The following is a 24,496-nucleotide window of genomic DNA, read 5'->3' on the forward strand; positions in this document are numbered from 1 at the left end:
GCGGGTTCAGGCACAGCAGCCTCGGGCGCCGGCAGGGCGCGGGTCCGTTGTGCCCACCCGTTCCGCCCCAGCGGAACGACTGCCCACAACGGGGGGCGGCGGGTCACCGCCCGGCGGTGTGCACCCACAACGGCGGGGGCACCGCCCCGGCAGGCGCGGCCCGCGACGGGGGTGAGTGCCGCACCGGTGGGCGCACGTCCACAGCGGCGGGTGGGCGCCGCCCGGCGGGTGGGCGCCGCCCGGCGGGTGGGCGCCGCCCGGCGGGTGGGCGCTCGCGACGGGGCGGGCAGGGGGCCGTGTCCTGCTACTCGTACGCCTCGACGACCTTGACCTCTTCCTCGGTCACGACGCCGTCGACGATCGAGTAGGAGCGGAACTGGAAGGGCCCGGCGCCGTCGGTGTCGGCGGTGGAGACGAGGACGTAGTGGGCGTTCGGCTCGTTCGCGTACGAGATGTCCGTACGGGACGGGTAGGCCTCGGTCGCGGTGTGCGAGTGGTAGACGATCACGGGCTCCTCGTCCCGGTCGTCCATGTCGCGGTAGAGCTTGAGCAGGTCCCCGGAGTCGAACTCGTAGAAGGTGGGCGAGCGGGCGGCGTTGAGCATCGGGATGAACCGCTCGGGGCGCCCGCTGCCGACGGGACCCGCGACCACGCCGCAGGCCTCGTCGGGGTGGTCCGCGCGGGAGTGCTCCACGATCTGGTCGTACAGGGCCTGGGTGATGGTCAGCATGCCGACAGGATAAGCAGACGGGCCGTTCCGTACCGGTGTTCGGTACGGAACGGCCCGCATGCTGAGACCTTGCAGGTCAGAGGGTCAGGAGCGCTTGGCGAAGGCCGCGCCCTGGGGGTTGCGGGCCTTGAGGACCAGGTAGGAGACCGCGAGGATCAGGCCCCAGACCGGAGCGCCGTACAGCGCGACCCGGTTGTCCTTGTCCATGCCCATGGTCACGACGACCATCCCGATGAAGGCGAGCGAGAAGACGCTGAACCAGATGCCGCCCGGGGCCTTGAAGGGGGACTGGGGCAGCTCGCCGCGGTCGGCCTTGAGCCGGTAGCGGATCTGGCAGATCAGGATGACGATCCAGGCCCACATGCCGGAGATGGTGGCGAAGGAGACGACGTAGTTGAACGCCTCGCCGGGCCACTGGTAGTTGACCCAGACGCCGGCCATCATCAGCGCGGCCGAGACGGTGGTGCCGACCAGCGGGGTGCCGGACTTCGTCAGCTTGGTGAAGACCTGCGGTCCCTGGCCGTTGAGCGCGAGGTCGCGCAGCATGCGGCCGGTGGAGTACATGCCCGAGTTGCAGGAGGACAGGGCCGCCGTGAGGACGACGAAGTTGACGATGGCGGCGCCGATGCCGAGGCCCATCTTCTCGAAGGCCGCGACGAACGGGCTGACGCCCGGCTTGAACTCGGTCCACGGGACGACCGAGAGGATCATGATCAGCGCGCCGACGTAGAAGACGGCGATGCGCCACGGCACGGTGTTGATCGCCTTCGGCAGGACCGTCTTGGGGTCCTTCGACTCGCCCGCCGTCACGCCGACCAGCTCGACCGCGAGGAAGGCGAACATGACCATCTGGAGGGTCATCAGGGTGGAGCCGATGCCGTTCTCGCCGGCGAAGAAGCCGCCGAGGTCCCACAGGTGGGTGACGGAGGCGGTGTCGCCGGCGTCGGAGAAGCCGAGGGTGAGGATGCCGGCGCAGATCAGGATCATGCCGACGATCGCGGTGACCTTGACCATGGAGAACCAGAACTCCAGCTCACCGAAGAGCTTCACGGAGATCAGGTTGGCGCCGTAGAGGATCACGGTGAAGACGAGGGCGGACAGCCACTGCGGGATGTCCCACCAGTACGTCATGTAGGTCGCCGCGGCGGTGACCTCGGTGATGCCGGTGACGACCCAGAAGAGCCAGTAGGTCCAGCCGGTCGCGAAGCCCGCGAAGGGGCCGATGAACTCGCGGGCGTACTCCGAGAAGGAGCCCGACACCGGGCGGTACATGAGGAGCTCGCCGAGCGCCCGCATGATGAAGAAGATGACGAGGCCCGCGATGGCGTACGCGAGGATCAGGCTGGGTCCCGCGATGGAGATGCCCTTGCCCGCGCCCAGGAAGAGCCCGGTGCCGATGGCGCCGCCGATCGCGATCATCTGGATCTGGCGGGCGCCGAGTGCCCGGTGGTAACCCTCGCCCGAGGCGGAGTCCGCGGCCTCATTGCCGTCGTGCTGCTTGTCGACCTGCACTGAGGTCATGGTGGTGCGCCTTTCTCCATGCTGATCCGCGCGACTGCGAGTGCGTCTGCCGCGGATCAGATCCTGATCCCCCCGGATGTGGATGGAGTGCCACCGGCGGTCAGCCGGTCCAAGCGCCCTCGGGAACAGGGGTGGCGTGCCCGAGCGGTCGTGAAGATTTATCACGACGTGGGGGGTGATCGACGGAGTTGGGTGTGGCGCGCACCACAAAAAAATGCGGACAAAGGGCGCGCAAGATGGCGAGGTGGGCGCTTGAATAACGTATTCGTTATCCGGATTTGAGCGTCCGCTGAGCGAACACCCCCTTTCACGGGGGTGTCGCCACGGCATCAGGGGCGCGAACCCGGACCGTCAGGGTCCCGAACTCAGACCGTCAGGGTCCCGACGAGGGACTCCTGGAGCGCCCCCAGCCAGAGGTACGCCATCACCATCGGCTTGCGCGGGTCGGAGTCCGGCAGCCGGTACAGCTGCTCGCTGTCCTCGTCGTCCGTGACCTCCAGGCGGGTGCCGATGGTCAGCCGGAGGTCGTTGAGCGCGCCGAGCCAGGACCGGGACTCGTCCGGGGTGAGCTTCAGGACCGCGCCGCCCTCCCCCGCCGCCTCGGCGGAGAGGGAGTCCAGGGCGCGCACGACCGCGAGGGCGTCCTCGCGCTTGCGGGCCCGCAGGTCGTTCTCGGTGTAGCGGCGGAAGTCGGACGCGGCCGCCCGGAGCTCCTCGCTGTCGTCCCCGTACGCGTCGGGGAAGAGGCGCCGGAGGGCGGGGTCGGACGGCGGCTCGCTCGGCCCCTCGGCGAAGAGCGCGGCCAGCGGGTCCTCGTCCGCGGCGGGCTCGTCGCCCGGGCCGATCAGCTCCATGAGCTGGACGGCGAGGGAGCGGAGGATGGAGATCTCGACGTCGTCGAGCGCGACGGCCGCGCCACCGCCCGGGAGGGCCTCGAACTGCCCGGCCATCAGACGCGGTCCTGGGAGAGCGTCGCCCACAGGCCGTAGCCGTGCATCGCCTGCACGTCCCGTTCCATCTCCTCGCGGGTGCCGCTGGAGACCACCGCGCGGCCCTTGTTGTGCACGTCGAGCATCAGCTTGTGCGCCTTGTCCTTGGAGTATCCGAAGTACGACTGGAAGACGTACTCGACATAGCTCATCAGGTTGACCGGATCGTTGTGCACGAGGGTCACCCAGGGCACGTCGGGTTCGACGACCGCGGAGACCTCCTCGGCCGATTCCGTACGTTCGATCTCAATAGGCGCGACGCTCACTCACCCCATGTTGTCACCCCTGGGGGGCGGTCGCGCAAACGGGGCGCGCACGGGGGTCCGCTGTTCGGACCCACTATTCGTCACTCTGACGATTTCTGCGCTAGCATCGCTGACATGAACGCTGCGGACCTTGGGCTGCCGGTGGACGTGCCGTCGACCGCGCTCTTCACCGATCAGTACGAGCTGACCATGCTCCAGGCGGCCCTGCGGGCCGGCACCGCCGACCGGCGCTCGGTCTTCGAGGTCTTCACCCGGCGGCTGCCCGAGGGACGGCGCTACGGCGTCCTCGCGGGCGTCGGCCGGGTCCTCGACGCCGTCGAGAACTTCCGGTTCGACCCCGCCGTCCTGGGCTTCCTGCGGGAGCGCTCCATCGTCGACGAGCCGACCCTGGAGTGGCTCGCCCGCTACCGCTTCTCCGGCGACGTCTGGGGCTACCCCGAGGGCGAGGTGTACTTCCCCGGCTCCCCCGTGCTGCGCGTCGAGGGCTCCTTCGCCGAGTGCGTGCTCCTGGAGACGGTGATCCTCTCGATCCTCAACCACGACTCGGCCATCGCGGCCGCCGCCTCCCGCATGTCGGCCGCTGCCGGCGGGCGGCGCCTGATCGAGATGGGCGCCCGCCGCACCCACGAGCTGGCGGCCGTCGCCGCCTCCCGCGCCGCCTACGTCGGCGGCTTCGACTCCACCTCCGACCTCGCGGCCGGCTTCCGCTACGGCATCCCGACCGTCGGCACCTCCGCCCACGCCTTCACCCTGCTGCACGACAGCGAGCGGGACGCCTTCCGGGCCCAGGTGGAGACCCTCGGGCGCGGCACGACCCTGCTGGTCGACACGTACGACGTGGCCGAGGCCGTCCGTACCGCCGTCGAGGTCGCCGGACCCGAGCTGGGGGCCGTCCGGATCGACTCCGGCGACCTGCTGCTCGTCGCCCACCGGGTGCGGGCGCAGCTCGACGAGCTGGGCGCCCGGGACACGAAGATCGTGGTCACCTCGGACCTCGACGAGTACGCCATCGCCTCGCTCGCGGCGGCCCCGGTCGACGCGTACGGGGTGGGCACGCAGCTGGTCACCGGCAGCGGCCATCCGACCTGCTCCATGGTCTACAAGCTGGTCGCCCGGGCCGCCTCGGCCGACCCGAAGGCGCCCCTGGTGCCGGTGGCCAAGAAGTCGCTGGGCGGCAAGGCCTCCGTCGGCGGCCGCAAGTGGGCGGCGCGCCGGCCCGACGCGGCCGGGGTCGCCGAGGCGGAGGTCGTGGGCACCGGCCCGGTCCCGCCGGAGCTCGCCGACCACCAGCTGCTCGTTGAGCTGGTCAAGGGCGGCGACGTGGTGGCCCGGGAGCCCCTGGAGGCCGCCAGGTCGCGGCACATCGCGGCCCGCGCGGGGCTGCCGATGTCGGCGATGCAGCTGTCGCGCGGCGAGCCGGTCCTGCCGACCGAGTACGCCTGACCGGGTACGCCCAGGAGTCCTCGGTGACGCCCCCTCCCGCCGGGAGGGGGAAGTCTCTAGGCTCGAAGAATTCCCTCCCGACCCGCTAAGGACACCCGCCATGCACCGCGCCTTGATCGTTGTGGACGTTCAGAACGACTTCTGCGAGGGCGGCAGCCTCGCGGTGACCGGCGGCGCGGACGTCGCCGCCGCCATCACCGACCTGGTGGGCCAGACGGCGGGCAGCTCCTACCGGCACGTCGTCGCGACCCGCGACCACCACGTCGACCCGGGCGCGCACTTCGCCCCGGCCGGCGAGGAGCCGGACTACGTGTCCTCCTGGCCGGTGCACTGCGTGGCCGGCACGGAGGGCGTCGGCTTCCACCCGAACTTCGCGCCCGCCGTCGCGAGCGGGGCGATCGACGCCGTCTTCGACAAGGGCGCGTACTCGGCGGCGTACAGCGGCTTCGAGGGGTTCGACGAGAACGGCCTGACCCTCGCGGAGTGGCTGCGCTCGCGGGACGTCACCGAGGTCGACGTGGTCGGCATCGCCACCGACCACTGCGTCCGGGCCACGGCCCTGGACGCGGCCCGGGAGGGCTTCCGCACCCACGTCCTGCTGGACCTGACGGCCGGCGTGGCCGGGGAGACCACGGACCGGGCCCTGGAGGAGCTCCGGGCGGCGGGCGTGCGCCTGACGGGCAAGCCGGTCGTGGCGTAGCGCCGGCGCCTGCCGGACGGTGTCCTGCGCCGCCGGCGCCTGCCTGGCGGGGGCCTCTACGCCGCCGGCGCCTTCGGGAGGGACCGTACGGGGTGCCACAGCTCGTGGACGGTGGTGCGCCACAGCAGGCCGTCCGGGTGGTGCAGGACGGCGGTGACCTCGTCCGGGGTGGGCGGCTCGCTGTTGCCACGGAGGTAGACCGCCCGCAGCCCCAGGTTCCGCAGCCGGGTCAGGGCGCGGGCGCGGTTGGCGGCGTGGACCAGGAAGCGGACGGTGGCGCCGTCGCCGGCCGGGCTGGGCAGCCCTATGGCGACGACCACACTGCCTCCCGGCAGTTTGCAGAACCCTCCGTTGGGCATGCGGAACCACTCCCCCGTGGATCAGATGTCAATAAGACTTGGGTCAGACGCACCTAAACACGAACGGCCGCCGCCCGCTAGGGGGCGACGGCCGATCATGCTTTGACCTGCGGTTTTACCAATTAATTGGTCGAAGGACCAACCTGAACCGTGATCGTCTGGCCATCCTTCGGCTCCTTGACGACCTGGATCTTGGTGTTGGTGTCAGTTACCTGGACACCGGCGCGCGGGTTCTCGGCGAACCAGTAGACGCCCTTGTGGTCGTCGAAGACCGGGTTGCCGGCCTGCGACGGGACCCAGGTGGCGACGCCCTTGTTGTGCAGCTGGAAGCCGTCCGTGCGGGCGATCGTGAACGGCGAGTCGTACGCCTGGACGCGGTTGCGCATCAGTTCGCCGTTGGACCACTTCAGCGGGCTCGGGTGCGAGTCGATCGGGAGGACCAGACCGGTGCCCGGGTGCTGGGAGGTGTTGTTGTCCTTCTGGGACAGGTCCCACTTCCAGATGAGCAGACCGTTCTGGTACGGGTAGTGCTCGACCCAGCCGGCCTTGTCACCCGTGAACCCGAAGTTGTACGGGCCGACCTTGAGGGTCGAGTCGTACGAGACGTACTGGCGGTTCTCCGCGATGTAGTACTGCTCGTACTCCTTCGTGAAGCCCTTGCCGACCCGCGAGAAGCCCTTGGCGACCCAGCCGTTGTCGCCGTTCTCGGCGCCGTCGGCGAAGACGGAGGCACCGTCGGCGGTCAGGTTGATGGCGTCGGCCGTGAAGCCCTTGCCGCCCGCGCCGCCGTCCGTCTGGTAGCGGAAGCGGAGGTCGAACTTCTTGCCCGCGTAGGCGCCCAGGTCGTAGACGAGCTTCTTGTGGGTGTCCGAGACGCCGGTCAGACCGGGGGCGCCGGAGGCGTCCTTCGGGATGGCCACGCCGTCGGCGGTGCCCTCCAGGGCCTTCCAGCTGGCGCCGCCGTCGGTCGACACCTCGGCGTAGAGGTAGTCGTACTCGGCCTCGATGTCGTACCAGCCCTGGAGCTCCAGGGAGGCGGACGTCTTGCCCGTGAGGTCGACGGAGCGGGTCAGGGTGTTCTTGAGGTCGTCACCCATGTTGCTCCACCACTGCGTCGCGCCCTCGGCGGGAGCCACGATGTCGGTGGTGACCTTCTTCTTCGGCAGCTCGACGACGAGCGCCTGCGGGTTCTTGGTGTTGTACTCCGCGACGCCCAGCTTGTGGGTGGTCTTGGTGGAACGCTGCCAGTCGTTGACCTTGGCGTAGTTCAGCCAGCCGAGCTGGAGCTTGTCCCAGGCGCTCATGTCGCCGGGGAGGTCGCCGATGGAGTCCTTGCCCTGGCCGAGCCAGGAGCCGGACGACATCAGGGTCCAGAACCCGGTGGAGTTCTCGCCGCCCGCGGTGTCGTAGTGGTCCGGCAGACCGAGGTCGTGGCCGTACTCGTGCGCGAAGACGCCGAGGCCGCCGTTCTCCGGCTGCATCGTGTAGTCGCCGACCCAGATGCCGGTGTCACCGATCGGGGTGCCGCCGGCCTTGTTGTTCGCCGGGCCGGTCTTGCCCGCGTTGGTGCCGTAGGCGTACCAGCGGTGGGCCCACAGGGCGTTCTTGCCCTCGGCGCCGCCGCCGGCCGACTCGTCCTCGCCCGCGTGCACGAGCTGGAAGTGGTCGATGTAGCCGTCGGGCTCGTTGAAGTTGCCGTCGCCGTCGAAGTCGTAACGGTCCCACTGGTCGTACGAGGCCAGCTGGGCCTTGATCTGGGCGTCGGTCTGGCCCTTGGCCTTCTGGTCGGCGACCCAGGCGGTGACGCCGTCGCGGACGGTGTCCCAGACGTTGGCGCAGTTGGTCTGGCCGCAGTAGTTCGAGCCGTAACGGGCCTCGTTGTACGGGACCTTGACCCAGTCCGAGACCGTTCCGTCGACCGAGTAGCGGCCGGACGAGGTGCGCTCGTAGAAGGTCTTCAGGGAGTGCTTCGGCTGGCCCTTCTTGTCCTTGCCGGTGCCGAAGTACAGGTCCTGGAAGTGCTGCTGGTTGTAGTCCGCCTGCCAGGCCGTGGAGTTGTCGTGCGCACGGTCGGGCTGGGCTATGCGGTTGTGCAGCGGACCGGGCGTGCCGCCGTACTTCGGCTTCAGCTCGTCCGTGTCGTCGTCCTTGCGGTCGACCAGGGTGGTGTTGTCCACCTGGTCGCCGAACTCGACGAGGATCGTGAAGATCTTGTCGGTCTTCTCGCGGCCGAGCTCGACGTACTTCTTGTTGTCGAGCTTGACGACCTTGGAGCCGCCCCGGGTCTCGACCTTGGACTCGCCGTTCAGCACCTGCTCCAGGGCAGCCTTGCGCTGCTGGTCCTGTCGCTCACTGAAGGGGCCTTCGAGGTCGTGGTCGACCGTCGTCTTGTCGACGGTCTGGATGCCGGCCGGCGTCACGCTGCCGTGATTGTCGGCCCAGGCGGTGGTGAAGGTCGAGGCGGTGGCGGCGGTGGCCGCGAGCGCCACGACGACTGCGGACGCTCTGATCGCCCGTCGTCTGTTGGTCACTTGATGTTGTCCTCCCCGGCGCCCGCGCCCTCGGACCGAAGGTGGGGTGTCCGTCCGGCGGGGTCGCGCGTCACAAGTGACGACATTCGACCGGAGTGGGGCGAGAAAAGACAGATCTTGACTTGCACGGGTCAACTGCACTATGCAGGATCCGTTTTCCGATTATCGAACACCCAGAGGGCGCACGGTGAAGGAAGATTGACGATTCCGTGACCCCGTGCGCCCCCCGTGCACCGGCGCTGTGGGTAAGGCCACGCTTACCTGCCATGCCCTCCGGGCATCCACCGCCGTAGAGTCGAACCGAAGTCTCGAGGGGCGGTACCCGTCATGCAGCGTCCGAACGCCGCACAGCTGACCTACGGTTCGACCACCGTCGTCCTCACGACCGTCGCCCTGCTGCTGCTCTCCGGCACGACGGCGCCCCTGGGCATCGCGGTGATCTGCGTCGCGGGCCTGCTGCTCGGCGCACTCGTGGCGGTGACGATGCCGGTGCGCGGGCGGCCCGTCAATACCCCCGCGGACGAAGAGATCCGGGTGCCGGCCCAGCGCGTGAGCGCGGGCATCGACACCCGGATCGGTTCGTGACGCTTCGTCCGTGTTGCCGCTTTTTCGGTCCTAGTGGGGGACGGTGACGACCACCGTCTTCGCCGCCTTGTCGTGCAGACCCTGCTTGTACGGCTTGTCGACCACGATCAGGATCAGGATCAGCAGCGGCCACAGACAGGCGCAGCAGATCAGCGCGGGAAGCCAGAGCACGACCGCGCGCAACAGCGACTGGCTCATCGGCGGCGTCGTCCCGTCGTTGAGCATCGCGACCCGCAGCTTCATCAGCTTCTTGCCGATGGTCTGGCCGTTCTTGGCGGTCAGCACCGTGTCGTACGCGATGTACGCGACGATCGTGATGAGCTGGAAGACGAGCTGGCTGCCGCCGTTGAGGCTGTTGACCGTGTCCCCGAAGTCGTTGCCGTCCCGGGACGCCCGTTGGTAGATGTCGAAGGGGATGCCGATGATCGCGAGCGGCACCGCGACGATCACCCAGTCGATCAGCCGGGCGAGGACGCGCCGGCCCGTCTCCGCGAGCGGCGGCATCCCGGAGAGCGGATCGTTTCCGCCGTAACCGCCGCCGTAAGGACTGCCGTACGGACTGCCGTACGGAGGCGGGGGCGGGGACGTGTTGTCGTACGGAGAGCCGCCGCCGTACGGGGAGTCGTACGGGCTCCCCGGTGGCGGGCCGCCCGGCGGAGGCCCTCCCGGGGGCGGCCCCGACGGCGGCGGACCTTCCGGCGGAGGCCCTCCGGGCGGCGGCTCCGGGGGCCTCTTGCTGAAGGGGTCGTCCTCGGGCGGCTGGCCGGGCGGCGGCTGGTCGGTGCTCATGGGGGCAGTGCATCCCGGGCGGGACGGCCCCGCAAGGAATCACCGCCCGTTCGGGGGACGGCGCCCGGTCAGCGCGCGACGAAGGTGCGGGCCGCCTTGTCGTGCCAGCACTGGCGCCAGGGACGGTCGAAGAGGCACCACAGGACGTTGACGACCCCGATGGCCAGGAGCCCCAGGACGCTGTAGACGAGCCAGCGGCGGAGTGCCTTCCCGAACGTCGGCGGCTCGTGCGCCTCGATGTCCCGCACCTCGATCCCGCACAGCTTCTTGCCCAGGGTGCGGCCCCACTTGGCGGTGGGCAGCGCCTCGTACAGGACGCCGAGGACGAACAGCGAGGCGAGCACGATGCCGAACTGGACGGAGGTCGTGGAGTCGAGCAGCCAGACCTGGACGGTGGTGCCGGACTGCCTGGCCGCCTCGATCTTCTCCTCGATGTGGTCCACGGCCGCGGTCACGAAGGGCACGGAGGCCGTGCCGACCAGCGCGCCCAGGACGACGCTGTCGATCAGCCGGGCGACCAGCCGCCTGCCGAGCCCGGCGGGGCGCGCGGCGGCCTGCGCGCGGGCCGCCTGCTGGAACACGTCCTCGACGGGCGGCTTCCACGGGAGGACGGGCTGCTGCTCCTGGGGCTGCCGCGGGGGCTGTGCCTGGGCCTGCTGGGCCCAGGAAGGAGCGGACGGAGTCATGGGGGTCGGGGCCGGTGCCGGGGTCGCCGCGGCGACGGGGGCAGGGGCAGGGGTCGGCTGGGGCTGAGCCTGGGGCTGGGGCTGAGGTGCCGGGGAGGGGGTCGGGATCGGGGTGACCGGCATGCCTCCGAGGCGCGCCGCTCCCCCGGTCGCCCGGGGATCCGCGGCGGGGGCGGGGGCGGCGGCCGCAGGGGCGGCGGGCGTCGAGGCGGCGGGCATCGGTGCGGCGGGCGCAGGGGCGGCGGATGCCGGGGCGGCGGCGGGGCGCTCCTGCTCCGGCTCGCTCCCGCCCGCGACCGGCCACTCCGCCGGGGTACGCGGGTCGGGCGTGCGGGGCGCTCCCCAGGAGACCTTCTGGTCGAGGTCGCCGCCGAAGCCGGTCTGACGGGAGGAGTCCGCCTGCCAGGCCGACGCGGGCTCCGGCGCGAGCGGCTCCTCGTCGAGGAAGACGGGCCCGGTCTCCTCCACCGTCGGTACGGGGGCGGGGGCAGGGGCGGGTGTGGAGGCGGGGGGCTGCGCCTGGGCCGGCACGTGCGCGGAGGCGGCCTGCACCTGCGCGGGCGCCGCGGCGGGCACGGTGGACTGCGCGGGCGCCGCCGTCTGGACGGGCGCCGCCGTCTGGACGGGGGTGGCCGACTGCGCGGGGGCCGCCGACTGCGCGGGCGCGGCGGTCGCCGGTGTCACGGCCGGGCTCGGGGCCGGGGCCGGGCCGGAGGCCAGGATGGGGCCGGCCGGGATCGCCGAGGCGGGCGGGTGCGGTGGAACCTCGCCGTCCGCGGGTGCGGGCCGACTCGTGCCGGGCACCCACGCGCCCCCGTTCCAGTACCGGATGTATCCGGGAATGGACGGGTCCGGGTAGTACCCCGCCTGCGGTACCTCTCCGCCGCCTCCAGGAGGAGTAGCCACTGCCCCGACTCCGTTCAGTCACAACGCCTTTGATCCGCACGGCCGCGCGCCGGGCGTGCCGCACCCAAGGAGGACAGTAACGAAGAACGTCCCCGAGGGAACAAAGAGCCCACGAGAAAGCCCGCCTTCGGGGGGACGCGCACCGGAACCGATCACTCCCCGTGATGTTCGGGCCGTTGCATCCTGCCCGGCGGACCCCCCGGAAAAACTTCCCGAAAAAACTTCCCGAAGTCGCGTAATGGACCGCGTCCACCCCGCTCTCTCCGGGTGAAGGCCCGCCCGGGGCCCGTCCGAGAGAAGGAGCACGGCCATGCAGAACACCGACAACACCACCGTCGAGCGCGAGCTGGAGCTGAAGCTGGTGCTCTCCCCCGAGCGCTCCGTCCCCGTCCCCGCCCGGCTCGCCTACCGGACCGACGACCCGTACGCCGTCCACGTCACCTTCCACATCGGCACGGACCACCCGGTCAACTGGACCTTCGCGCGCGAGCTGCTCGTCGAAGGCGTCTTCCGGGCCTGCGGCCACGGGGACGTCCGCATCTGGCCCACGAAGGTCGAGGGCCGCAGCGTCATCCTGATGGCCCTCTCCTCCCCCGACGGCGACGCCCTGCTCGAAGCCCCGTCCGCGCAGGTGTCCGCCTGGCTGGAGCGGACCCTGCGCGCGGTGCCGCCGGGCACCGAGTCCGAGCGGCTCGGCATCGACGACGGGCTCGCGGAGCTCCTGGCGACCACCGTGGTCGCCGACGAGCTGTGGCTGCGCGACCCGTGGCCGTCGGACGAGTCCCAGGACGGCGAGCTGTGACCCCCGTACGCGTGCGCGTGGACCCGGCGGACCCGGCGGACCCGGCGGACCCGGCGGATTCGACGGACCCGACGGACCCGGCGGATTCAGAAGAGTTTTCCGGGGTTGAGCAGGCCCAGCGGGTCGAAGGTGGCCTTGATGCCCCGCTGGAGTTCGAGCCCGACCGGGCCCAGTTCCCGTGCCAGCCACTCCTTCTTGAGGACGCCCACGCCGTGCTCGCCGGTGATCGTGCCGCCGAGTGCGAGCCCGAGCGCCATGATCTCGTCGAAGGACTCCCGCGCCCGCCGCGACTCGTCCTCGTCGGTGTGGTCGAAGCAGACGACGGGATGGGTGTTGCCGTCGCCCGCGTGCGCGCAGACGCCGATGGTCAGGCGGTACTTGTCCGCGATCGCCGCCGTGCCGTCGAGCATCTCGGCGAGCCGCGTCCGCGGCACGCACACGTCGTCGATCATCGTCGCGGACTTGATCGTCTCCAGGGCGGTGAGGGAGAGCCGGCGTGCCTGGAGGAGGAGTTCGGACTCGGCGGTGTCCGCGGCCGGGACGACCTCGGTGGCGCCCGCCGCCGTGCACAGCTCCCCCACGGCGGCGAGGTCGGCGGCCGGGTCCGGGGTGTCGAAGGCGCACAGGAGCAGCGCCTCGGTGGTGTCCGGCAGCCCCATGCGCGCCAGCTTGTTGACCGCCTGGACGGTGGTGCGGTCCATGAGTTCGAGCAGCGACGGGGTGTGGCCGCGTTCCATGATCGCGCAGACGGCCTCGCAGGCGGCGGCCGCGGAGGGGAACTCGGCGGCGAGCGCGAGCTGCGCCGGCGGCTGCGGCTTGAGGGCGAGCACGGCCCCGACGACGATGCCGAGGCTTCCCTCGGAGCCGACGAAGAGCCGGGTCAGGTCGTACCCGGCGACGCCCTTCGCCGTGCGCCGGCCGGTGCGCAGGAGCCGCCCGTCGGCGAGCACCACGTCGAGCCCGAGCACGTACTCGGCGGTCACCCCGTACTTGACGCAGCACAGGCCGCCGGAGGCGGTGCCGATGTTCCCGCCGATGGTGCAGGTCTCCCAGCTGGAGGGGTCGGGCGGGTAGTACAGGCCGTGTTCGGCGACGGCGCGGGACAGCACGGCGTTGACGACGCCCGGTTCGACGACGGCGATCCGGTCGACCGGGTTGATCTCCAGGATGCGGTCCATCTTGACGAGGGAGAGCACGATGCAGCCGTCGGAGGCGTTGGCGCCGCCTGACAGGCCCGTGCGGGCGCCCTGCGGGACGACGGGGACACGGAGTTCGGTCGCGGTGCGCATGACGTGCCGGACCTGTTCGACCGTGCGCGGGAGCACGACGGCCGCGGGGGTGCCGGCCGCGCAGAAACTCGCCATGTCGCGCGCGTAGGAGGCCGTCACGTCCGGATCGGTGAGCAGGGCCTCGGCCGGGAGTCCGGCGCGCAGGGCCTCGTGGAGCCTCTGAGGATCGTCCTTCTGAAGATCGTCCATGCGTCCAGCCTGGCACCCGGGGCCATCGGTGTGAACCCGCCGGAGCGGGCGCTTCGTGTGCTCTTCGTACAGGCGGAGGCGGGCGCACAGTGAGCGCCATGAAGACCGAGAACGTGTCGAGGACGGTCCTGGCGGCCGGGGCGGGCGCGGTGCTCGCGGCGACGGCCCTGCTGTACGTCCCGGAGTTCGCCGGGCAGGGCCCACCGTCCGCGCCCGGACCGGCGGAGCGGGCGACGATCGCGGCCCGTGCGGGCGCGCAGGCCGCGCTGCCGGACCTGGCCGCGCTGATCACCGACCGGGAGAAGTGGCTGCGGGCCCACCCGGACGACGAGGCCTCCTGGGCCGAGCTGGGCACGGCGTACACGGAACGGGGCAGCCGTCTCGGAGACGCACGGGACTATCCGCGGGCCGAGCGGGCCCTGCGCCGCTCGCTCGCCGAACGGCCCGCCGCACGCGGCAACCTGGACGCGCAGCTGGGGCTCGGGGCGCTCGCCGGGGCGCGGGGCGACTGGAGGACGGCCAGGGAGTGGGGCGAGCGGGTGCGGAAGGCCGACCCGCGCCGATGGCCCGTGTACCCGGTCCTGATGGACGCGTACAACGGCCTCGGGCAGTACGAGGCGGCCCGGAAGGCCATGGAGAGCCTGGAGGAGCTCCACGCGGGCGCGGTGGTGCGGGCCAGGGCCGCGCAGACCTACCGCGACCGGGGCTGGCGCGAGGACGCCGACGCGGCGGCCCTCGACGCGGCGGCGCTCGCGGAGACGGACACGGAGAAGGCGGCGGCCCTCGCGCGGCTCGGGGACCTGGCGTGGGAGCGGGGCGAACCGGAGGAGGCCCTCGGGCGGTTCGGGGCGGCGCTGCGGCTCGTACGGGACCACGGGCCGTCCCTCGCGGGCCGGGCCCGCGCGCTCGCGGCCCTCGGCCGCACGGACGAGGCGGTGCGCGCGTGGCGGGCGGCCCTGGCCCGGCTGCCGCTGCCGCTGCCGGAGCACCTCCTGGAGGCGGGCGAACTGTACGAGTCGCTGGGCCTCGACGGGGACGCGCGGGCCTCGTACGAGCGGCTGCGGACGGGCACGTGGGAGGGCGCGGAGGTGGCTCTCGGGCTGCTCGACGCGGATCACGGCGACCCGGCGGCGGCGGTCGCCCGGATGCGGGCGGAGTGGGCGCGGGGCCACCGCTCGGTGCGGGTGGCGGACGCGCTGGGCTGGGCCCTGCACCGCTCGGGAGCCTCGAAGGAGGCGCTGGGGTACGCGAAGATCGCCACGGAGGAGGGGCTGCGGAGCGCGCTCTTCACGTACCACCGGGGCGAGATCGAGCGGGCACTCGATCAGACCGGGCCTGCGCGGCGCCACCTGGCGGAGGCCCTGCGGATCAACCCGGGGTTCTCCCCGCTGCACGCCGGGCGGGCGGAGGCGGCGCTGGCGGCGCTGGGCCCGCTGCCGGACGAACTCCCGGCGGAACTCCGCCGAGCGCCGACAAAGCCACGACCCGACTGAACGCCCTCCGCACGAGCCGCCCCTCCCCCCTGCGCGGTCCACACCCGCCGGGACGACTCCCACCATGCGCACCCGCGCCCGCCGGACCACCCCTTCCGCCCGCGCACCCGCGCCTCGCGGGGCGGTGCTCTTCCCCACTCCCCCGTGTGGACCCGCGCCCGCTGGGACGGCTCCCCCTGCCCGCGTGGGCCCGCGCCCGTGCTGGGCGTTGCCCCACCCCCGTGTGGGCCCGCGCCCGGCGGGGCGTTGCCCCCTGCCCGTGTGGGCAGTCGTCCCGCTGGGGCGGGACGGGTGGGCACACGGGACGGCGCCCTTAGCGGCGCCTCCGCGTTCCGCGCCTGAACCCGCACCTCGTGTGCGGCGCACCTAGAGGTGCGGGTCCAGGCACATGAGCCTCGGGCGCCGACAGGGCGCGGGTCCGTTGTGCCCACCCTCCCCCAAGCTCTCGGCTTCGCTCGAGCAGGGGGGACCCCCTTGCCCCAGCGGAACGATTGCCCACAACGGGGGGCGCGGGGGTGGGCACCGCCCGGCGGGCACACCCGCAACGGGGGTGGGCAGGGGCGCCGCCCGGCGGCGCAGCCCGCAGCAACGGGCGCGGGGCCCGTAGCAGGTGGCCTGGCATGCGCGAGGGGCCCCGGGGCAGGCCCCGGAGCCCCTCGGCGGCTGGTGGCTAGAGGTTGCCGCGCTTCTCCTGCTCCCGCTCGATCGCCTCGAACAGCGCCTTGAAGTTGCCCTTCCCGAAGCCCATCGACCCATGACGCTCGATCATCTCGAAGAAGACGGTCGGGCGGTCCTGGACCGGCTTGGTGAAGATCTGCAGCAGGTAGCCGTCCTCGTCGCGGTCGACGAGGATCTTCAGCTCGCGCAGGGTCTCGACGGGCACGCGCGTCTCGCCCGCCCACTCGCCGAGCGTGTCGTAGTACGAGTCGGGGGTGTCGAGGAACTGCACACCCGCGGCCCGCATCGCCCGCACGGAGGCCACGATGTCGTTGGTGGCGAGGGCGATGTGCTGCACGCCGGCGCCGCCGTAGAACTCGAGGTACTCGTCGATCTGCGACTTCTTCTTCGCGATCGCCGGCTCGTTGATCGGGAACTTCACCTTGAGGGTGCCGTCCGCGACGACCTTCGACATGAGCGCCGAGTACTCGGTCGCGATGTCGTCGCCCACGAACTCCTTCATGTTCGTGAAGCCCATGACCTTGTTGTAGAAGCCGACCCAGTCGTTCATCTTGCCGAGCTCGACGTTGCCGACGCAGTGGTCGATGGCCTGGAAGGTCCGCTTGGCCGGGGGCTCGACGATCGGGTTGGCGGAGACGAAGCCCGGGAGGTACGGGCCGTCGTAGCCGGAGCGCTCGACGAGGGTGTGGCGGGTCTTGCCGTACGTGGCGATGGCGGCGAGGACGACGGTGCCGTTCTCGTCCTTCAGCTCGTAGGGCTCGGTGATGCCGGTGGCGCCGTGCTCGACGGCGTAGGCGTACGCGGCGCGGGCGTCCGGCACCTCGATCGCCAGGTCGACGACGCCGTCGCCGTGCTCGGCGACGTGCTCGGCGAGGAAGCGGCCCCAGTCGGTCGAGGCCTTGATGACGGAGGTGAACACGAAACGGGCGGAACCGTTGGTGAGGACGTAACTGGCGGTCTCGCGGCTGCCGTTCTCCGGTCCGGAGTAGGCGACCAGCTTCATGCCGAAGGCCGTGGAGTAGTAGTGCGCGGCCTGCTTGGCGTTGCCGACGGCGAAGACGACCGCGTCCATTCCCTTGACCGGGAAGGGATCGGCCTCACGCGCGGTGGAAGGGGTGTGATCGATGGTCTCAGTCATGGCAGCAATGTCCCGCCGTTCGGCAAGGTGCGCAAGAGTTTGCTGATCCACTGGTCAAGGTGTACAGCGACCGACGAGTATGGCCGTGCGACTTGTACATCCTGACCATGGGGAGGCCGCTGTGGCGATCGATCATTTGGACGGTCGGCTGATCGCGCTCCTGGCGCGCGAGCCGCGCATCGGGGTCCTGGAGGCCTCCCGGCGCCTGGGGGTGGCGCGCGGCACGGTGCAGGCGCGCCTGGACCGGCTCCAGGCGAGCGGGGTGATCCGCGGGTTCGGCCCGCAGGTGGACCCGGCGGCGCTCGGCTATCCGGTGACGGCCTTCGCGACCCTGGAGATCAAGCAGGGCCAGGGCGCCGATGTGCGGGGGCATCTGGCGACGGTGCCGGAGGTCCTGGAGCTGCACACGACGACGGGCCACGGCGACATGCTCTGCCGGCTGGTCGCCCGCTCGAACGCGGACCTGCAGCGGGTGATCGACAAGGTGGTGGCCTTCGAGGGGATCGTGCGGGCGTCGACGGCGATCGTGATGGAGAACCCGGTCCCGCTGCGGATCATCCCGCTGGTGGAGCAGGCGGCGCAGGAGTAGTCGCGGCCCGGCCGCCGAAGTTGCAAAGAAGTCTCTGCAAAAAACTCTTGCAGAGACTTCTTTGCAAGTCTACGGTGGAACCATGACCGAGCCCGAAGAGCAGCCCTACACGCGGACCGAAGAGTCCCTGAGCCGCATGCTCGACCCGCGTTCCCTCCGCGCGATCGCCCACCCGCTGCGCATCCAGCTGCTGCGCGCACTGCGCCAGCACGGGCCCGCCACCGCCTCCCAACTGGCCGAGCGGCTCGGCGAGTCCAGCGGCGCCACCAGCTACCACCTGCGACAGCTCGCCGCCCACGACTTCATCGTGGACGACCCGACGCGCGGCAAGGGCCGGGAGCGGTGGTGGAAGGCCGCCCAGGGAGGGACGAGCTTCGACGAGACGCTCCACAAGAACCCGGACCCCGAGGTCCAGGGCGCCCTCGACGTCTTCATGCACGAGATCGCGACCATCCACACCCAGGAGCTGTCGACCTGGGTCGCGACCCGTCACACCTGGGACGAGGCCTGGTACGGCGCCTCGGACTTCAGCGACTTCAGACTGAGCCTCCCGCCCGAGCGGCTGCGCGAGCTCAACCAGAAGATCCACGCCCTGATCAACGAATACGGCGAGACCGGCGACCCCGACGCGCCGGGCGCCGCCCGCGTACGGATGCACCTGCACGCGTTCCCGCAGCGCGACGACTGACTCCGACACGAGGACCGTCCCGCCACGGGGGCCGCCCCCGCACGAGGACCGTCCCGCCACGGGGCCGACCCCGCACGAGGGCCGGCCCCGGCCCGAGGGCTGCCCCAGCGACACGAGGACCGCCCCCGGCGACACGAGGACCGGCCCCGGCAGCACAAGGACCGGCCCCGCCCCGGCTCCACCGCGCCGCCCGCACCGTCATCACCCGCGCCGCCCGCACCACCCGCACCGTCATCGCCCGCACCCACGGAAGGACCCGCATCATGCATGCCGACATCCACCTCCAGCTGCACGCGCTGACCGCCGAGGAGCTCCGGCGCAAGGCCGCCGCCGTCCGGCCGCAGGCACCCGCCCGCCTCCCCGTCCTCCGCTCCCGACTGGGCTGGAAGCTCGTCGAACTGGGTCTGCGCCTGGTCACGCCCGCCCACCGCCCGGCCGTCCTGGCCGCGTGATCGAGTCGGGGGAATCGGGGGACCGGGGGGGGACACGAAGTGACGACGAAACAGAACGACCGCACTCCACTGGCCGGCGTCCTGACCGCCAACGCCGTATCGGTCACCGGCAATTCACTCACGCTCATCGGCGTCCCGTGGTTCGCGCTCGAGACCACGGGAAGCCCCGGCAAGGCCGGACTGGTCGCCTTCTTCGCGGCCGTCCCCGTCGTGCTCGCCGCCGTCGCCGGCGGCCCGGTCCTCGACCGCATCGGGCGCCGACGGGTCAGCATCACGTCCGACCTGGTCTGCGGCCTCGCGCTCACCGCGATCCCGCTCCTGCACCAGACCGGCCTCCTCCGGTTCTGGATGCTCTGCGCGCTGATGGCGGTCACGGGCCTGCTCCACGCGCCCGGCGAGACGGCGCGGTACGTGCTCGTCCCCGACCTGGCCGGGCGGGCCGGGACCTCGCTCACCCGGGCCGCCAGCCTGTACGACGCGGTGGCGCGCGGGGCCCGGATGACGGGCGCCGCGATCGCCGGACTGCTCGTCGCGTTCATGGGCCCCGGCACCGTGCTGTACATCGACGCGGCCACCTTCGCCGTCTCCGCGCTGCTCGTCACGGCGACCCTGCGCGGGGTGCCGTCGGCGGAGCCGCTGCGCGAGGGCCCCCGGCTCTCCGTCGCCCGCTACCGCGCCGATCTGCGCGAGGGGTACTCCTTCCTGCTCCGCGCCCGGCTGATGCTCGGGATCATGGTCATGGTGATGGTGACCAACGGCCTCAACCAGAGCTGGAGTTCGGTGCTGCTGCCGGTCCACGCCCGGGAGGAGCTCGGCGGACCCGCCGCACAGGGCCTGCTCGTCTCGGTCTTCGCCGGCTGCGCCCTGGCAGGCGCCCTGCTCTACGGGGCGATCGGGGAGCGCTTCCCGCGCCGGGTCGTGTTCACGGCGGGCTTCCTGATAGGCGGCGCCCCGCCGTACGTGGTGGCCGCCCTCACCGACACCACCGCGCCGCTCCTGGTGACGCTCGCCGTGTCGGGGCTCGGGATCGGGGTCCTCAATCCGATCCTGGCCACCGTCGCCTACGAGCAGGTGCCCGACGAGCTGCGCAGCCGGGTCACGGGCGCGAGCACGGCGGGAGTGCTGCTCACGACCCCGCTGGGCGGCCTCGTGGCGGGCCTCCTGGTCGAGCGGGTCGGACTGACGGCGACGCTGCTCGGGATCGGGACGCTCTACTTCCTCACGACGCTCTCGCCGATGTTCTTCCCGGCCTGGCGCGGCATGGACGCCCCGCCGAAGAACGGCCCGGCGGGCACCGCCAAGGGCACCGACATCGCCGGCGTCACCGAGGGCGCCGATGGTGCCGGTGGCACCGCCGGGGACGTCAGCAGGACGGGACCTTCGATTCCTGCCCCTGCCGCAGGGCCCGCAGGGACGCCACCGCGTCGCTGAGCTCGGTGACGGGCACCAGCCGCAGGCCCTTCGGCTGCTCGGCCAGGGCGTCCGAGCACTCGTTCTTCGGGACGAGGAAGACGGTGGCCCCGTCCCGGGCGGCGGCCTGCGTCTTCAGGGAGACCCCGCCGACCGCGCCGACCGAGCCGTCCGGTTCGATCGTCCCCGTACCGGCGACGATCCGGCCGCCGGTGAGGTCGCCGCCGTTCCCGTCGCCGTCGAGCTTGTCGACGATGCCGAGGGAGAAGAGCAGCCCGGCGCTGGGCCCTCCGATGTCCGCGAGGTGCAGGGTCACCTTCACCTTCTCGGGGTCCTTCTTCAGGTACCCGAGCGCGGCGAGGGTGGCGGCGTCCTGCGACTCCTTCATCTGCCCGAGGTTGCGCTTCTCGATCTCGGCGTCGGACTTCCCCGAGGGGTAGACGGAGTTGTGCGGCAGGACGGCCCGGTCGGTACGGAACCAGGCGTCGACCACGTCACCGAGGTCCACGTCGGTGGACGGCCCGGTCGCGATGATCGTCGTCATCCGCAGCTGCCCCTGGGTGGGCCGGACGGGGGCGCCGGTGATGGTGATGACCTCCCGCCCCTGGTCCTCGCCGAGCACGTCGGCGGTGGTGCCGGGCTGTGCGATCGCGTACGGCAGCGGCGCGAGCCCGACGACGGCGAAGAGGGCGGCGACGGGCAGGGCGCAGAGCGCGAGGGCGCGGGGACGGGAGAGGCTGGAGAGCACGCCCCCAATCTACTGGGGCGCGCGCCGGGGCCGGGCCGGGGGCGCGGGCGCCCGGAGCCGGTGGTCGAAGAAGGCCCGCACCCCGTGCCGTACGAGGGCCGTCGTCGCCGCCGTGTCCCCCGCCCCGACGAGCGCGTTCCTGGTGCCGGCGGTGACGAGCCCGGCGGCCTGGAGCTGCGGGACGAGGTGGGCGTAGTCGCTGAGGACCCAGTGGCCCGCGTCGGTCAGCAGGACGCGCCGGGCCGGGACTCCGGCCCAGGAGCGTTCCAGGCGGGCGGCGCACTCGAAGCCGTCCGTACGGAACATGAGCAGCGGCCGGTCGAGGCGGGCGACGAGGTCCGGGTCCAGGTCCAGGTAGCCCTCCAGGTTGACGCCGGCGGTGATCCGGTCGTCGCCGGCCAGGGCGTGGACGGCGGCGGTGCCGCCCGCCGAGTGCCCGTACGCACCGATCCGTCGCAGGTCCATGACGGGGGCGAGGGGCAGGTCCCCGAGCCGGTCGAGGACGAAGCGGAGGTCCGCGACCCGGGTGTCGATCATGGTGCGGAAGGTCTCCGGGTCCGGATCACCCCGGAGGACGGTCGTCCGCATCCCGCTCGGCAGCTCCACCTGGCTGGCGTCGCCGGGGTGGTCGACGAGGACCACGACCCGGCCGTGGCTCGCGAGGTCCTCGGCGAGGGTCGTCCCGAGGGTCCGGGAGTCGCCTCCACCCGGGGAGTACAGCAGCACCGGGCGGCGGCCGGGGAGCGGGGGCGCGTCGACGTGCCCGTGGGTGAGGACCGCGCCCCAGTCGACACCGGCCTCGGGCAGCCCGGGGTGGACGAGGGGGGCGAGGACGGCGAAGACCCCGGCCTCGTCGGGGGTGAGCTGCGGGGCGCGGGGGCAGTCGCGGACGGCACGGGCCGACCGGGCCGGGTACAGGACGCTGATCTTCACCTCCCGCACCCCGGCGGCGGGCTCCCAGGGGTCGACGCGGGAGGTGTCCGTCAGGGCGAAGGTGCGGAGGCCGACGGGGTGGGGGCCGGTCGGGGCGGGCAGCCGGAGGGCGGCGGACCGGCTGGCCGCCACAGCGGACGCGGCGGGGCCGAGGAGCGCGGCGACGGCGAGGAGGGCGCCCTTGGCGACGGTGCGGCGGCTGGGTGCGGAGTACTGGGTCATGAACGGCATCCTTGGGCGGGGCGGGACCGCGCGCGAAGGTTCAGGCCCTGGCCGAAAGGCTGGCGGAGGCCCGACGGAAGAGCGGCGAAGGACGGGGGAAGGGCGGGGATGCTCCACATCCACTTCACGGCGGAGGACTTCACGCGGGTGCGGTTCGCCCCCCGGCCCTCCCCCGTGCCGGAACTCCACGCCGCCCTGATGATGCTGGGCGCCCCGCACGAAGAGCTGCTCTTCGGGCGCTGGCGAGGCAGGCTCCTGCGCGCCCTGCCCGGCGCGGCCGAGCCGCTCGCGGACCTGGCGCCGGGCGGGACGGCGCCGTACTTCCTCGACGTCCTCGGCGAGACCCGGGAGGAGGGCCTCGCGCTGATCCGGGCGGCCCGGCCGGAGTTCGTACGGTCCGAACTGGAGCGGGTGTACGCGGGGCGGGGCGCCGTGCCGCCGTGGATCCGGGACCTGCACGCCACCGGGGGTGGAGAGGCGTGGCGGGTGCTGGAGCGGGCGCAACGGGCGGCGTACGAGGCGGTCCTGGCACCGGTGTGGGGGCAGGTGCAGGACCTGCACCGGGCGGAGTTCACCCGGTACGCACTGACGCTCGCCGAGCGGGGCCTGGGGGCGGCGCTGACGGCGCTGGCTCCGGGTCTCCGCGACGGCGTCTGGGAATGGCCCGGGGCCCCTCGCGAGGTGCGGCTCGCCGGGCGCGGCCTCGTCCTCCTGCCGACCTTCCACTGGCGGGGCGGGCCGCTCGTCCAGGACCTCCCGGACCGCCCGGTGGTCCTGGCCTACCCCGCGGGCGGGGGCCTGCCGCTCGCCCCCTCCGGCCCCGGCGAGGACGCCCTCGCCGGGGTCCTGGGCCGGACCCGCGCCGAACTCCTGCGGGTCCTGACGGAGCCCCGCACGACCACGGAACTGGCCCGGCGCCTCGGCGTCAGCAACGCGACGGCCTCGGCGCACGCGGCGGCGCTTCGGGCGGCGGGGCTGGTCACGACGACCCGCACGGGCAGATCGGTCCACCACGCGCCGACACCGCTGGGCACCCTCCTGAAGCCCTGACGCGACCCCCACCCCACCGGGCGGTACCCGCCCCCCGCGCCCCCGTCGTGGGCGCGCCCGCCGGGGCGGTGCCCCCACCCACGCCCGTTGTGGGCTGCGCCCGCCGGGCGGTGCCCACCCCCGCGCCCCCCGTTGTGGGCAGTCGTTCCGCTGGGGCGGAACGGGTGGGCACAACGGACCCGCGCCCTGCCGGCGCCCGAGGCTCATGCGCCTGAACCCGCACCCCGTGCACAGCGCACCAGTGGTGCGGGCCAGGGCGCGGGACGCGGAGGCGCCGCTGAAGGGCGCCGTCCCGTGTGCCCACCCGTCCCGCCCCAGCGGGACGACTGCCCACACGGCGGGTGGGCAGGGGAGCCGCCCCGCCGGGCGCGGGCCCGTGCGGGAGGTGGGAGCCGCCCAGGCGGGCGGGAGCGTGGGGCGTCACGCCGGGTGGGGTCCACGGGAAGGGAGCGGGAGGGCGTCGGGTGCACGGGCAGGGGCGCAGCCGGCAGCGTGGGGGTGCCGCCCGCCGGGGGGCGGCGGCGGCGCGCGCTCTAGCGCAGCGCGTCCGCGACCTCCCGGGCCGCGTCCACCACCCGCGGCCCCACCCGCTCCGGCACCGCGTCCGCGAGCATGACGACGCCGACGCTGCCCTCGACGCCGGTGACGCCGATCAGCGGCGCGGCCGCGCCGCTGGCGCCGGCCTCCAGTTCGCCGTGGGTGAGGGTGAAGCCGGGTTCGGTCAGTCCGCCCTGGCGGGCGGCGAGGATCGCACGGCCGGCAGCGCCCCGGTCGAGCGGATGCCGGAAGCCGGCCCGGTAGGCGACGTGGTAGTCGGTCCAGGTCGGTTCGACGACGGCGACGGCGAGCGCCTCCGCGCCGTCGACGAGGGTCAGGTGGGCGGTCGCCCCTATGTCCTCGGCGAGGGAGCGCAGCGCGGGCAGCGCGGCCTCGCGCACCAGGGGGTGGACCTGGCGGCCGAGCCTCAGCACGCCGAGGCCGACGCGGGCCCGTCCGCCGAGGTCGCGGCGGACGAGGGCGTGCTGCTCGAGCGTGGCGAGGAGCCGGTAGACCACGGTCCGGTTGACGCCGAGTTTGTTGGACAACTCGGTGACCGTCAGGCCGTGGTCGGTGTCGGCGAGCAGTTTGAGGACTCTGAGTCCCCGGTCGAGCGTCTGGGAGGTCTCCGCGGTCACGACGCCCTCTCCTTCAGGGTGAGTGGCGGCGGGCTCTCACGGAGTTACGGCGCCGGTCCCGCGGCGACGCACGTCAGAGGCCGCCGGCAGGAAGGGGTACACCGGCTGCGCTCCGCGGCGGCGCTGCCACGGGGC

General features: G+C 72.7%; 23 protein-coding genes. 10 read left to right on the forward strand and 13 right to left on the reverse strand.

Annotated features, from left to right (window positions below):
* Nucleotides 1–304 precede the first annotated feature (304 nt).
* From ACIGW4_RS29635 to clpS, 4 genes are all read right to left on the reverse strand, one after another.
* The gene (locus ACIGW4_RS29635; protein WP_030691591.1) at nt 305–730 is read right to left on the reverse strand and encodes a Mov34/MPN/PAD-1 family protein; all 426 of its coding nucleotides are present in this window, start codon (nt 728–730) and stop codon (nt 305–307) included.
* An 84-nt stretch (nt 731–814) separates the two neighbouring features.
* Nucleotides 815–2,251, reverse strand: a complete 1,437-nt coding sequence (locus ACIGW4_RS29640) for an amino acid permease (RefSeq protein WP_359587375.1) — start codon at nt 2,249–2,251, stop codon at nt 815–817.
* Nucleotides 2,252–2,616: 365 nt separating this feature from the next.
* Nucleotides 2,617–3,201 carry a DUF2017 domain-containing protein gene (locus ACIGW4_RS29645; protein ID WP_123452737.1) on the reverse strand — a complete coding sequence of 195 codons (585 nt, stop codon included), beginning with the start codon at nt 3,199–3,201 and terminating at the stop codon, nt 2,617–2,619.
* Nucleotides 3,201–3,506, reverse strand: a complete 306-nt coding sequence (clpS, locus tag ACIGW4_RS29650; RefSeq protein WP_123452739.1) for an ATP-dependent Clp protease adapter ClpS — start codon at nt 3,504–3,506, stop codon at nt 3,201–3,203. The genes ACIGW4_RS29645 and clpS overlap by 1 nt, the downstream gene beginning before the upstream one ends.
* Before the next feature lie 114 nt (nt 3,507–3,620).
* Here clpS and ACIGW4_RS29655 point away from each other — a divergent pair, with 114 nt between their 5' ends.
* Together ACIGW4_RS29655 and ACIGW4_RS29660 are read left to right on the forward strand one after the other, a co-directional pair.
* On the forward strand, nt 3,621–4,949 hold the full coding sequence (locus tag ACIGW4_RS29655; protein ID WP_398713025.1) for a nicotinate phosphoribosyltransferase: 1,329 nt from the start codon (nt 3,621–3,623) through the stop codon (nt 4,947–4,949).
* A gap of 100 nt (nt 4,950–5,049) precedes the next feature.
* The gene (locus ACIGW4_RS29660; protein WP_123452742.1) at nt 5,050–5,649 is read left to right on the forward strand and encodes a nicotinamidase; all 600 of its coding nucleotides are present in this window, start codon (nt 5,050–5,052) and stop codon (nt 5,647–5,649) included.
* 56 nt (nt 5,650–5,705) lie between these two features.
* Here ACIGW4_RS29660 and ACIGW4_RS29665 read toward each other — a convergent pair whose 3' ends face one another.
* Both ACIGW4_RS29665 and ACIGW4_RS29670 read right to left on the reverse strand, forming a co-directional pair.
* Nucleotides 5,706–6,008, reverse strand: a complete 303-nt coding sequence (locus tag ACIGW4_RS29665; RefSeq protein WP_123452744.1) for a hypothetical protein — start codon at nt 6,006–6,008, stop codon at nt 5,706–5,708.
* 122 nt (nt 6,009–6,130) lie between these two features.
* The gene (locus tag ACIGW4_RS29670) at nt 6,131–8,539 is read right to left on the reverse strand and encodes an immune inhibitor A domain-containing protein (protein ID WP_123452746.1); all 2,409 of its coding nucleotides are present in this window, start codon (nt 8,537–8,539) and stop codon (nt 6,131–6,133) included.
* A 327-nt stretch (nt 8,540–8,866) separates the two neighbouring features.
* Between ACIGW4_RS29670 and ACIGW4_RS29675 the strand changes: the two genes are divergently transcribed.
* Nucleotides 8,867–9,124, forward strand: coding sequence for a hypothetical protein (locus ACIGW4_RS29675; protein ID WP_399583975.1), 258 nt, complete (start codon nt 8,867–8,869; stop codon nt 9,122–9,124).
* Nucleotides 9,125–9,154: 30 nt separating this feature from the next.
* Here ACIGW4_RS29675 and ACIGW4_RS29680 read toward each other — a convergent pair whose 3' ends face one another.
* Together ACIGW4_RS29680 and ACIGW4_RS29685 are read right to left on the reverse strand one after the other, a co-directional pair.
* Nucleotides 9,155–9,913 carry an RDD family protein gene (locus tag ACIGW4_RS29680; RefSeq protein ID WP_398713028.1) on the reverse strand — a complete coding sequence of 253 codons (759 nt, stop codon included), beginning with the start codon at nt 9,911–9,913 and terminating at the stop codon, nt 9,155–9,157.
* A gap of 68 nt (nt 9,914–9,981) precedes the next feature.
* Nucleotides 9,982–11,505: an RDD family protein gene (locus ACIGW4_RS29685; RefSeq protein WP_399583978.1), complete on the reverse strand. Its 1,524-nt coding sequence runs from the start codon at nt 11,503–11,505 to the stop codon at nt 9,982–9,984.
* A gap of 310 nt (nt 11,506–11,815) precedes the next feature.
* Between ACIGW4_RS29685 and ACIGW4_RS29690 the strand changes: the two genes are divergently transcribed.
* A complete protein-coding gene (locus ACIGW4_RS29690; protein WP_123452754.1) occupies nt 11,816–12,307 on the forward strand; it encodes an SsgA family sporulation/cell division regulator in 492 nt (163 codons plus the stop codon).
* An 86-nt stretch (nt 12,308–12,393) separates the two neighbouring features.
* Here the strand turns inward: ACIGW4_RS29690 and ACIGW4_RS29695 are convergent, their stop codons facing one another.
* Nucleotides 12,394–13,785: an FAD-binding oxidoreductase gene (locus ACIGW4_RS29695; RefSeq protein WP_123452756.1), complete on the reverse strand. Its 1,392-nt coding sequence runs from the start codon at nt 13,783–13,785 to the stop codon at nt 12,394–12,396.
* A 98-nt stretch (nt 13,786–13,883) separates the two neighbouring features.
* Here ACIGW4_RS29695 and ACIGW4_RS29700 point away from each other — a divergent pair, with 98 nt between their 5' ends.
* The gene (locus ACIGW4_RS29700; protein ID WP_399583982.1) at nt 13,884–15,278 is read left to right on the forward strand and encodes a hypothetical protein; all 1,395 of its coding nucleotides are present in this window, start codon (nt 13,884–13,886) and stop codon (nt 15,276–15,278) included.
* A 670-nt stretch (nt 15,279–15,948) separates the two neighbouring features.
* Here the strand turns inward: ACIGW4_RS29700 and hppD are convergent.
* Nucleotides 15,949–17,094, reverse strand: a complete 1,146-nt coding sequence (hppD, locus tag ACIGW4_RS29705; protein ID WP_123452762.1) for a 4-hydroxyphenylpyruvate dioxygenase — start codon at nt 17,092–17,094, stop codon at nt 15,949–15,951.
* A 121-nt stretch (nt 17,095–17,215) separates the two neighbouring features.
* Between hppD and ACIGW4_RS29710 the strand changes: the two genes are divergently transcribed.
* The 4 genes from ACIGW4_RS29710 to ACIGW4_RS29725 all read left to right on the forward strand — a co-directional run bounded on the left by ACIGW4_RS29710 (nt 17,216) and on the right by ACIGW4_RS29725 (nt 20,254).
* The gene (locus ACIGW4_RS29710) at nt 17,216–17,683 is read left to right on the forward strand and encodes an Lrp/AsnC family transcriptional regulator (protein WP_123452764.1); all 468 of its coding nucleotides are present in this window, start codon (nt 17,216–17,218) and stop codon (nt 17,681–17,683) included.
* Nucleotides 17,684–17,765: 82 nt separating this feature from the next.
* Nucleotides 17,766–18,371: a transcriptional regulator gene (locus ACIGW4_RS29715; RefSeq protein WP_123452766.1), complete on the forward strand. Its 606-nt coding sequence runs from the start codon at nt 17,766–17,768 to the stop codon at nt 18,369–18,371.
* 263 nt (nt 18,372–18,634) lie between these two features.
* A complete protein-coding gene (locus ACIGW4_RS29720; protein ID WP_398713036.1) occupies nt 18,635–18,823 on the forward strand; it encodes a hypothetical protein in 189 nt (62 codons plus the stop codon).
* A gap of 39 nt (nt 18,824–18,862) precedes the next feature.
* Complete coding sequence (locus tag ACIGW4_RS29725) at nt 18,863–20,254, forward strand: MFS transporter (protein ID WP_399583987.1); 1,392 nt, start codon at nt 18,863–18,865, stop codon at nt 20,252–20,254.
* Here the strand turns inward: ACIGW4_RS29725 and ACIGW4_RS29730 are convergent.
* Both ACIGW4_RS29730 and ACIGW4_RS29735 read right to left on the reverse strand, forming a co-directional pair.
* Nucleotides 20,187–20,981 (reverse strand): S16 family serine protease, encoded by a 795-nt coding sequence (locus ACIGW4_RS29730; protein WP_399583988.1) that lies wholly within the window; start codon nt 20,979–20,981, stop codon nt 20,187–20,189. The two genes, ACIGW4_RS29725 and ACIGW4_RS29730, sit on opposite strands and share 68 nt — an antisense overlap.
* A 9-nt stretch (nt 20,982–20,990) precedes the next feature.
* Nucleotides 20,991–22,136, reverse strand: a complete 1,146-nt coding sequence (locus tag ACIGW4_RS29735; protein WP_399583991.1) for an alpha/beta hydrolase family protein — start codon at nt 22,134–22,136, stop codon at nt 20,991–20,993.
* A 108-nt stretch (nt 22,137–22,244) separates the two neighbouring features.
* On the opposite strand from ACIGW4_RS29735, the gene ACIGW4_RS29740 reads away from it, so the two are divergent.
* A complete protein-coding gene (locus ACIGW4_RS29740) occupies nt 22,245–23,186 on the forward strand; it encodes a helix-turn-helix domain-containing protein (protein WP_359587363.1) in 942 nt (313 codons plus the stop codon).
* A 533-nt stretch (nt 23,187–23,719) separates the two neighbouring features.
* On the opposite strand, the gene ACIGW4_RS29745 is transcribed toward ACIGW4_RS29740, so the two are convergent.
* Complete coding sequence (locus tag ACIGW4_RS29745) at nt 23,720–24,361, reverse strand: IclR family transcriptional regulator (RefSeq protein WP_123452778.1); 642 nt, start codon at nt 24,359–24,361, stop codon at nt 23,720–23,722.
* Nucleotides 24,362–24,496: the final 135 nt, after the last annotated feature.

The sequence above is a fragment of the Streptomyces sp. NPDC053513 genome (assembly GCF_044544765.1).
In the GTDB taxonomy this organism is placed as follows: domain Bacteria; phylum Actinomycetota; class Actinomycetes; order Streptomycetales; family Streptomycetaceae; genus Streptomyces; species Streptomyces litmocidini.

Coding starts and splice junctions, on each gene's coding strand:
- ACIGW4_RS29640 (WP_359587375.1), bottom strand. CDS start 2,251: ATGACCTCAGTGCAGGTCGACAAGCAGCACGACGGCAATGAGGCCGCG.
- ACIGW4_RS29735 (WP_399583991.1), bottom strand. CDS start 22,136: ATGACCCAGTACTCCGCACCCAGCCGCCGCACCGTCGCCAAGGGCGCC.
- ACIGW4_RS29680 (WP_398713028.1), bottom strand. CDS start 9,913: ATGAGCACCGACCAGCCGCCGCCCGGCCAGCCGCCCGAGGACGACCCC.
- ACIGW4_RS29690 (WP_123452754.1), top strand. CDS start 11,816: ATGCAGAACACCGACAACACCACCGTCGAGCGCGAGCTGGAGCTGAAG.
- ACIGW4_RS29695 (WP_123452756.1), bottom strand. CDS start 13,785: ATGGACGATCTTCAGAAGGACGATCCTCAGAGGCTCCACGAGGCCCTG.
- ACIGW4_RS29660 (WP_123452742.1), top strand. CDS start 5,050: ATGCACCGCGCCTTGATCGTTGTGGACGTTCAGAACGACTTCTGCGAG.
- ACIGW4_RS29665 (WP_123452744.1), bottom strand. CDS start 6,008: ATGCCCAACGGAGGGTTCTGCAAACTGCCGGGAGGCAGTGTGGTCGTC.
- ACIGW4_RS29700 (WP_399583982.1), top strand. CDS start 13,884: ATGAAGACCGAGAACGTGTCGAGGACGGTCCTGGCGGCCGGGGCGGGC.
- ACIGW4_RS29675 (WP_399583975.1), top strand. CDS start 8,867: ATGCAGCGTCCGAACGCCGCACAGCTGACCTACGGTTCGACCACCGTC.
- hppD (WP_123452762.1), bottom strand. CDS start 17,094: ATGACTGAGACCATCGATCACACCCCTTCCACCGCGCGTGAGGCCGAT.
- ACIGW4_RS29645 (WP_123452737.1), bottom strand. CDS start 3,201: ATGGCCGGGCAGTTCGAGGCCCTCCCGGGCGGTGGCGCGGCCGTCGCG.
- ACIGW4_RS29715 (WP_123452766.1), top strand. CDS start 17,766: ATGACCGAGCCCGAAGAGCAGCCCTACACGCGGACCGAAGAGTCCCTG.
- ACIGW4_RS29740 (WP_359587363.1), top strand. CDS start 22,245: ATGCTCCACATCCACTTCACGGCGGAGGACTTCACGCGGGTGCGGTTC.
- ACIGW4_RS29655 (WP_398713025.1), top strand. CDS start 3,621: ATGAACGCTGCGGACCTTGGGCTGCCGGTGGACGTGCCGTCGACCGCG.
- ACIGW4_RS29635 (WP_030691591.1), bottom strand. CDS start 730: ATGCTGACCATCACCCAGGCCCTGTACGACCAGATCGTGGAGCACTCC.
- ACIGW4_RS29720 (WP_398713036.1), top strand. CDS start 18,635: ATGCATGCCGACATCCACCTCCAGCTGCACGCGCTGACCGCCGAGGAG.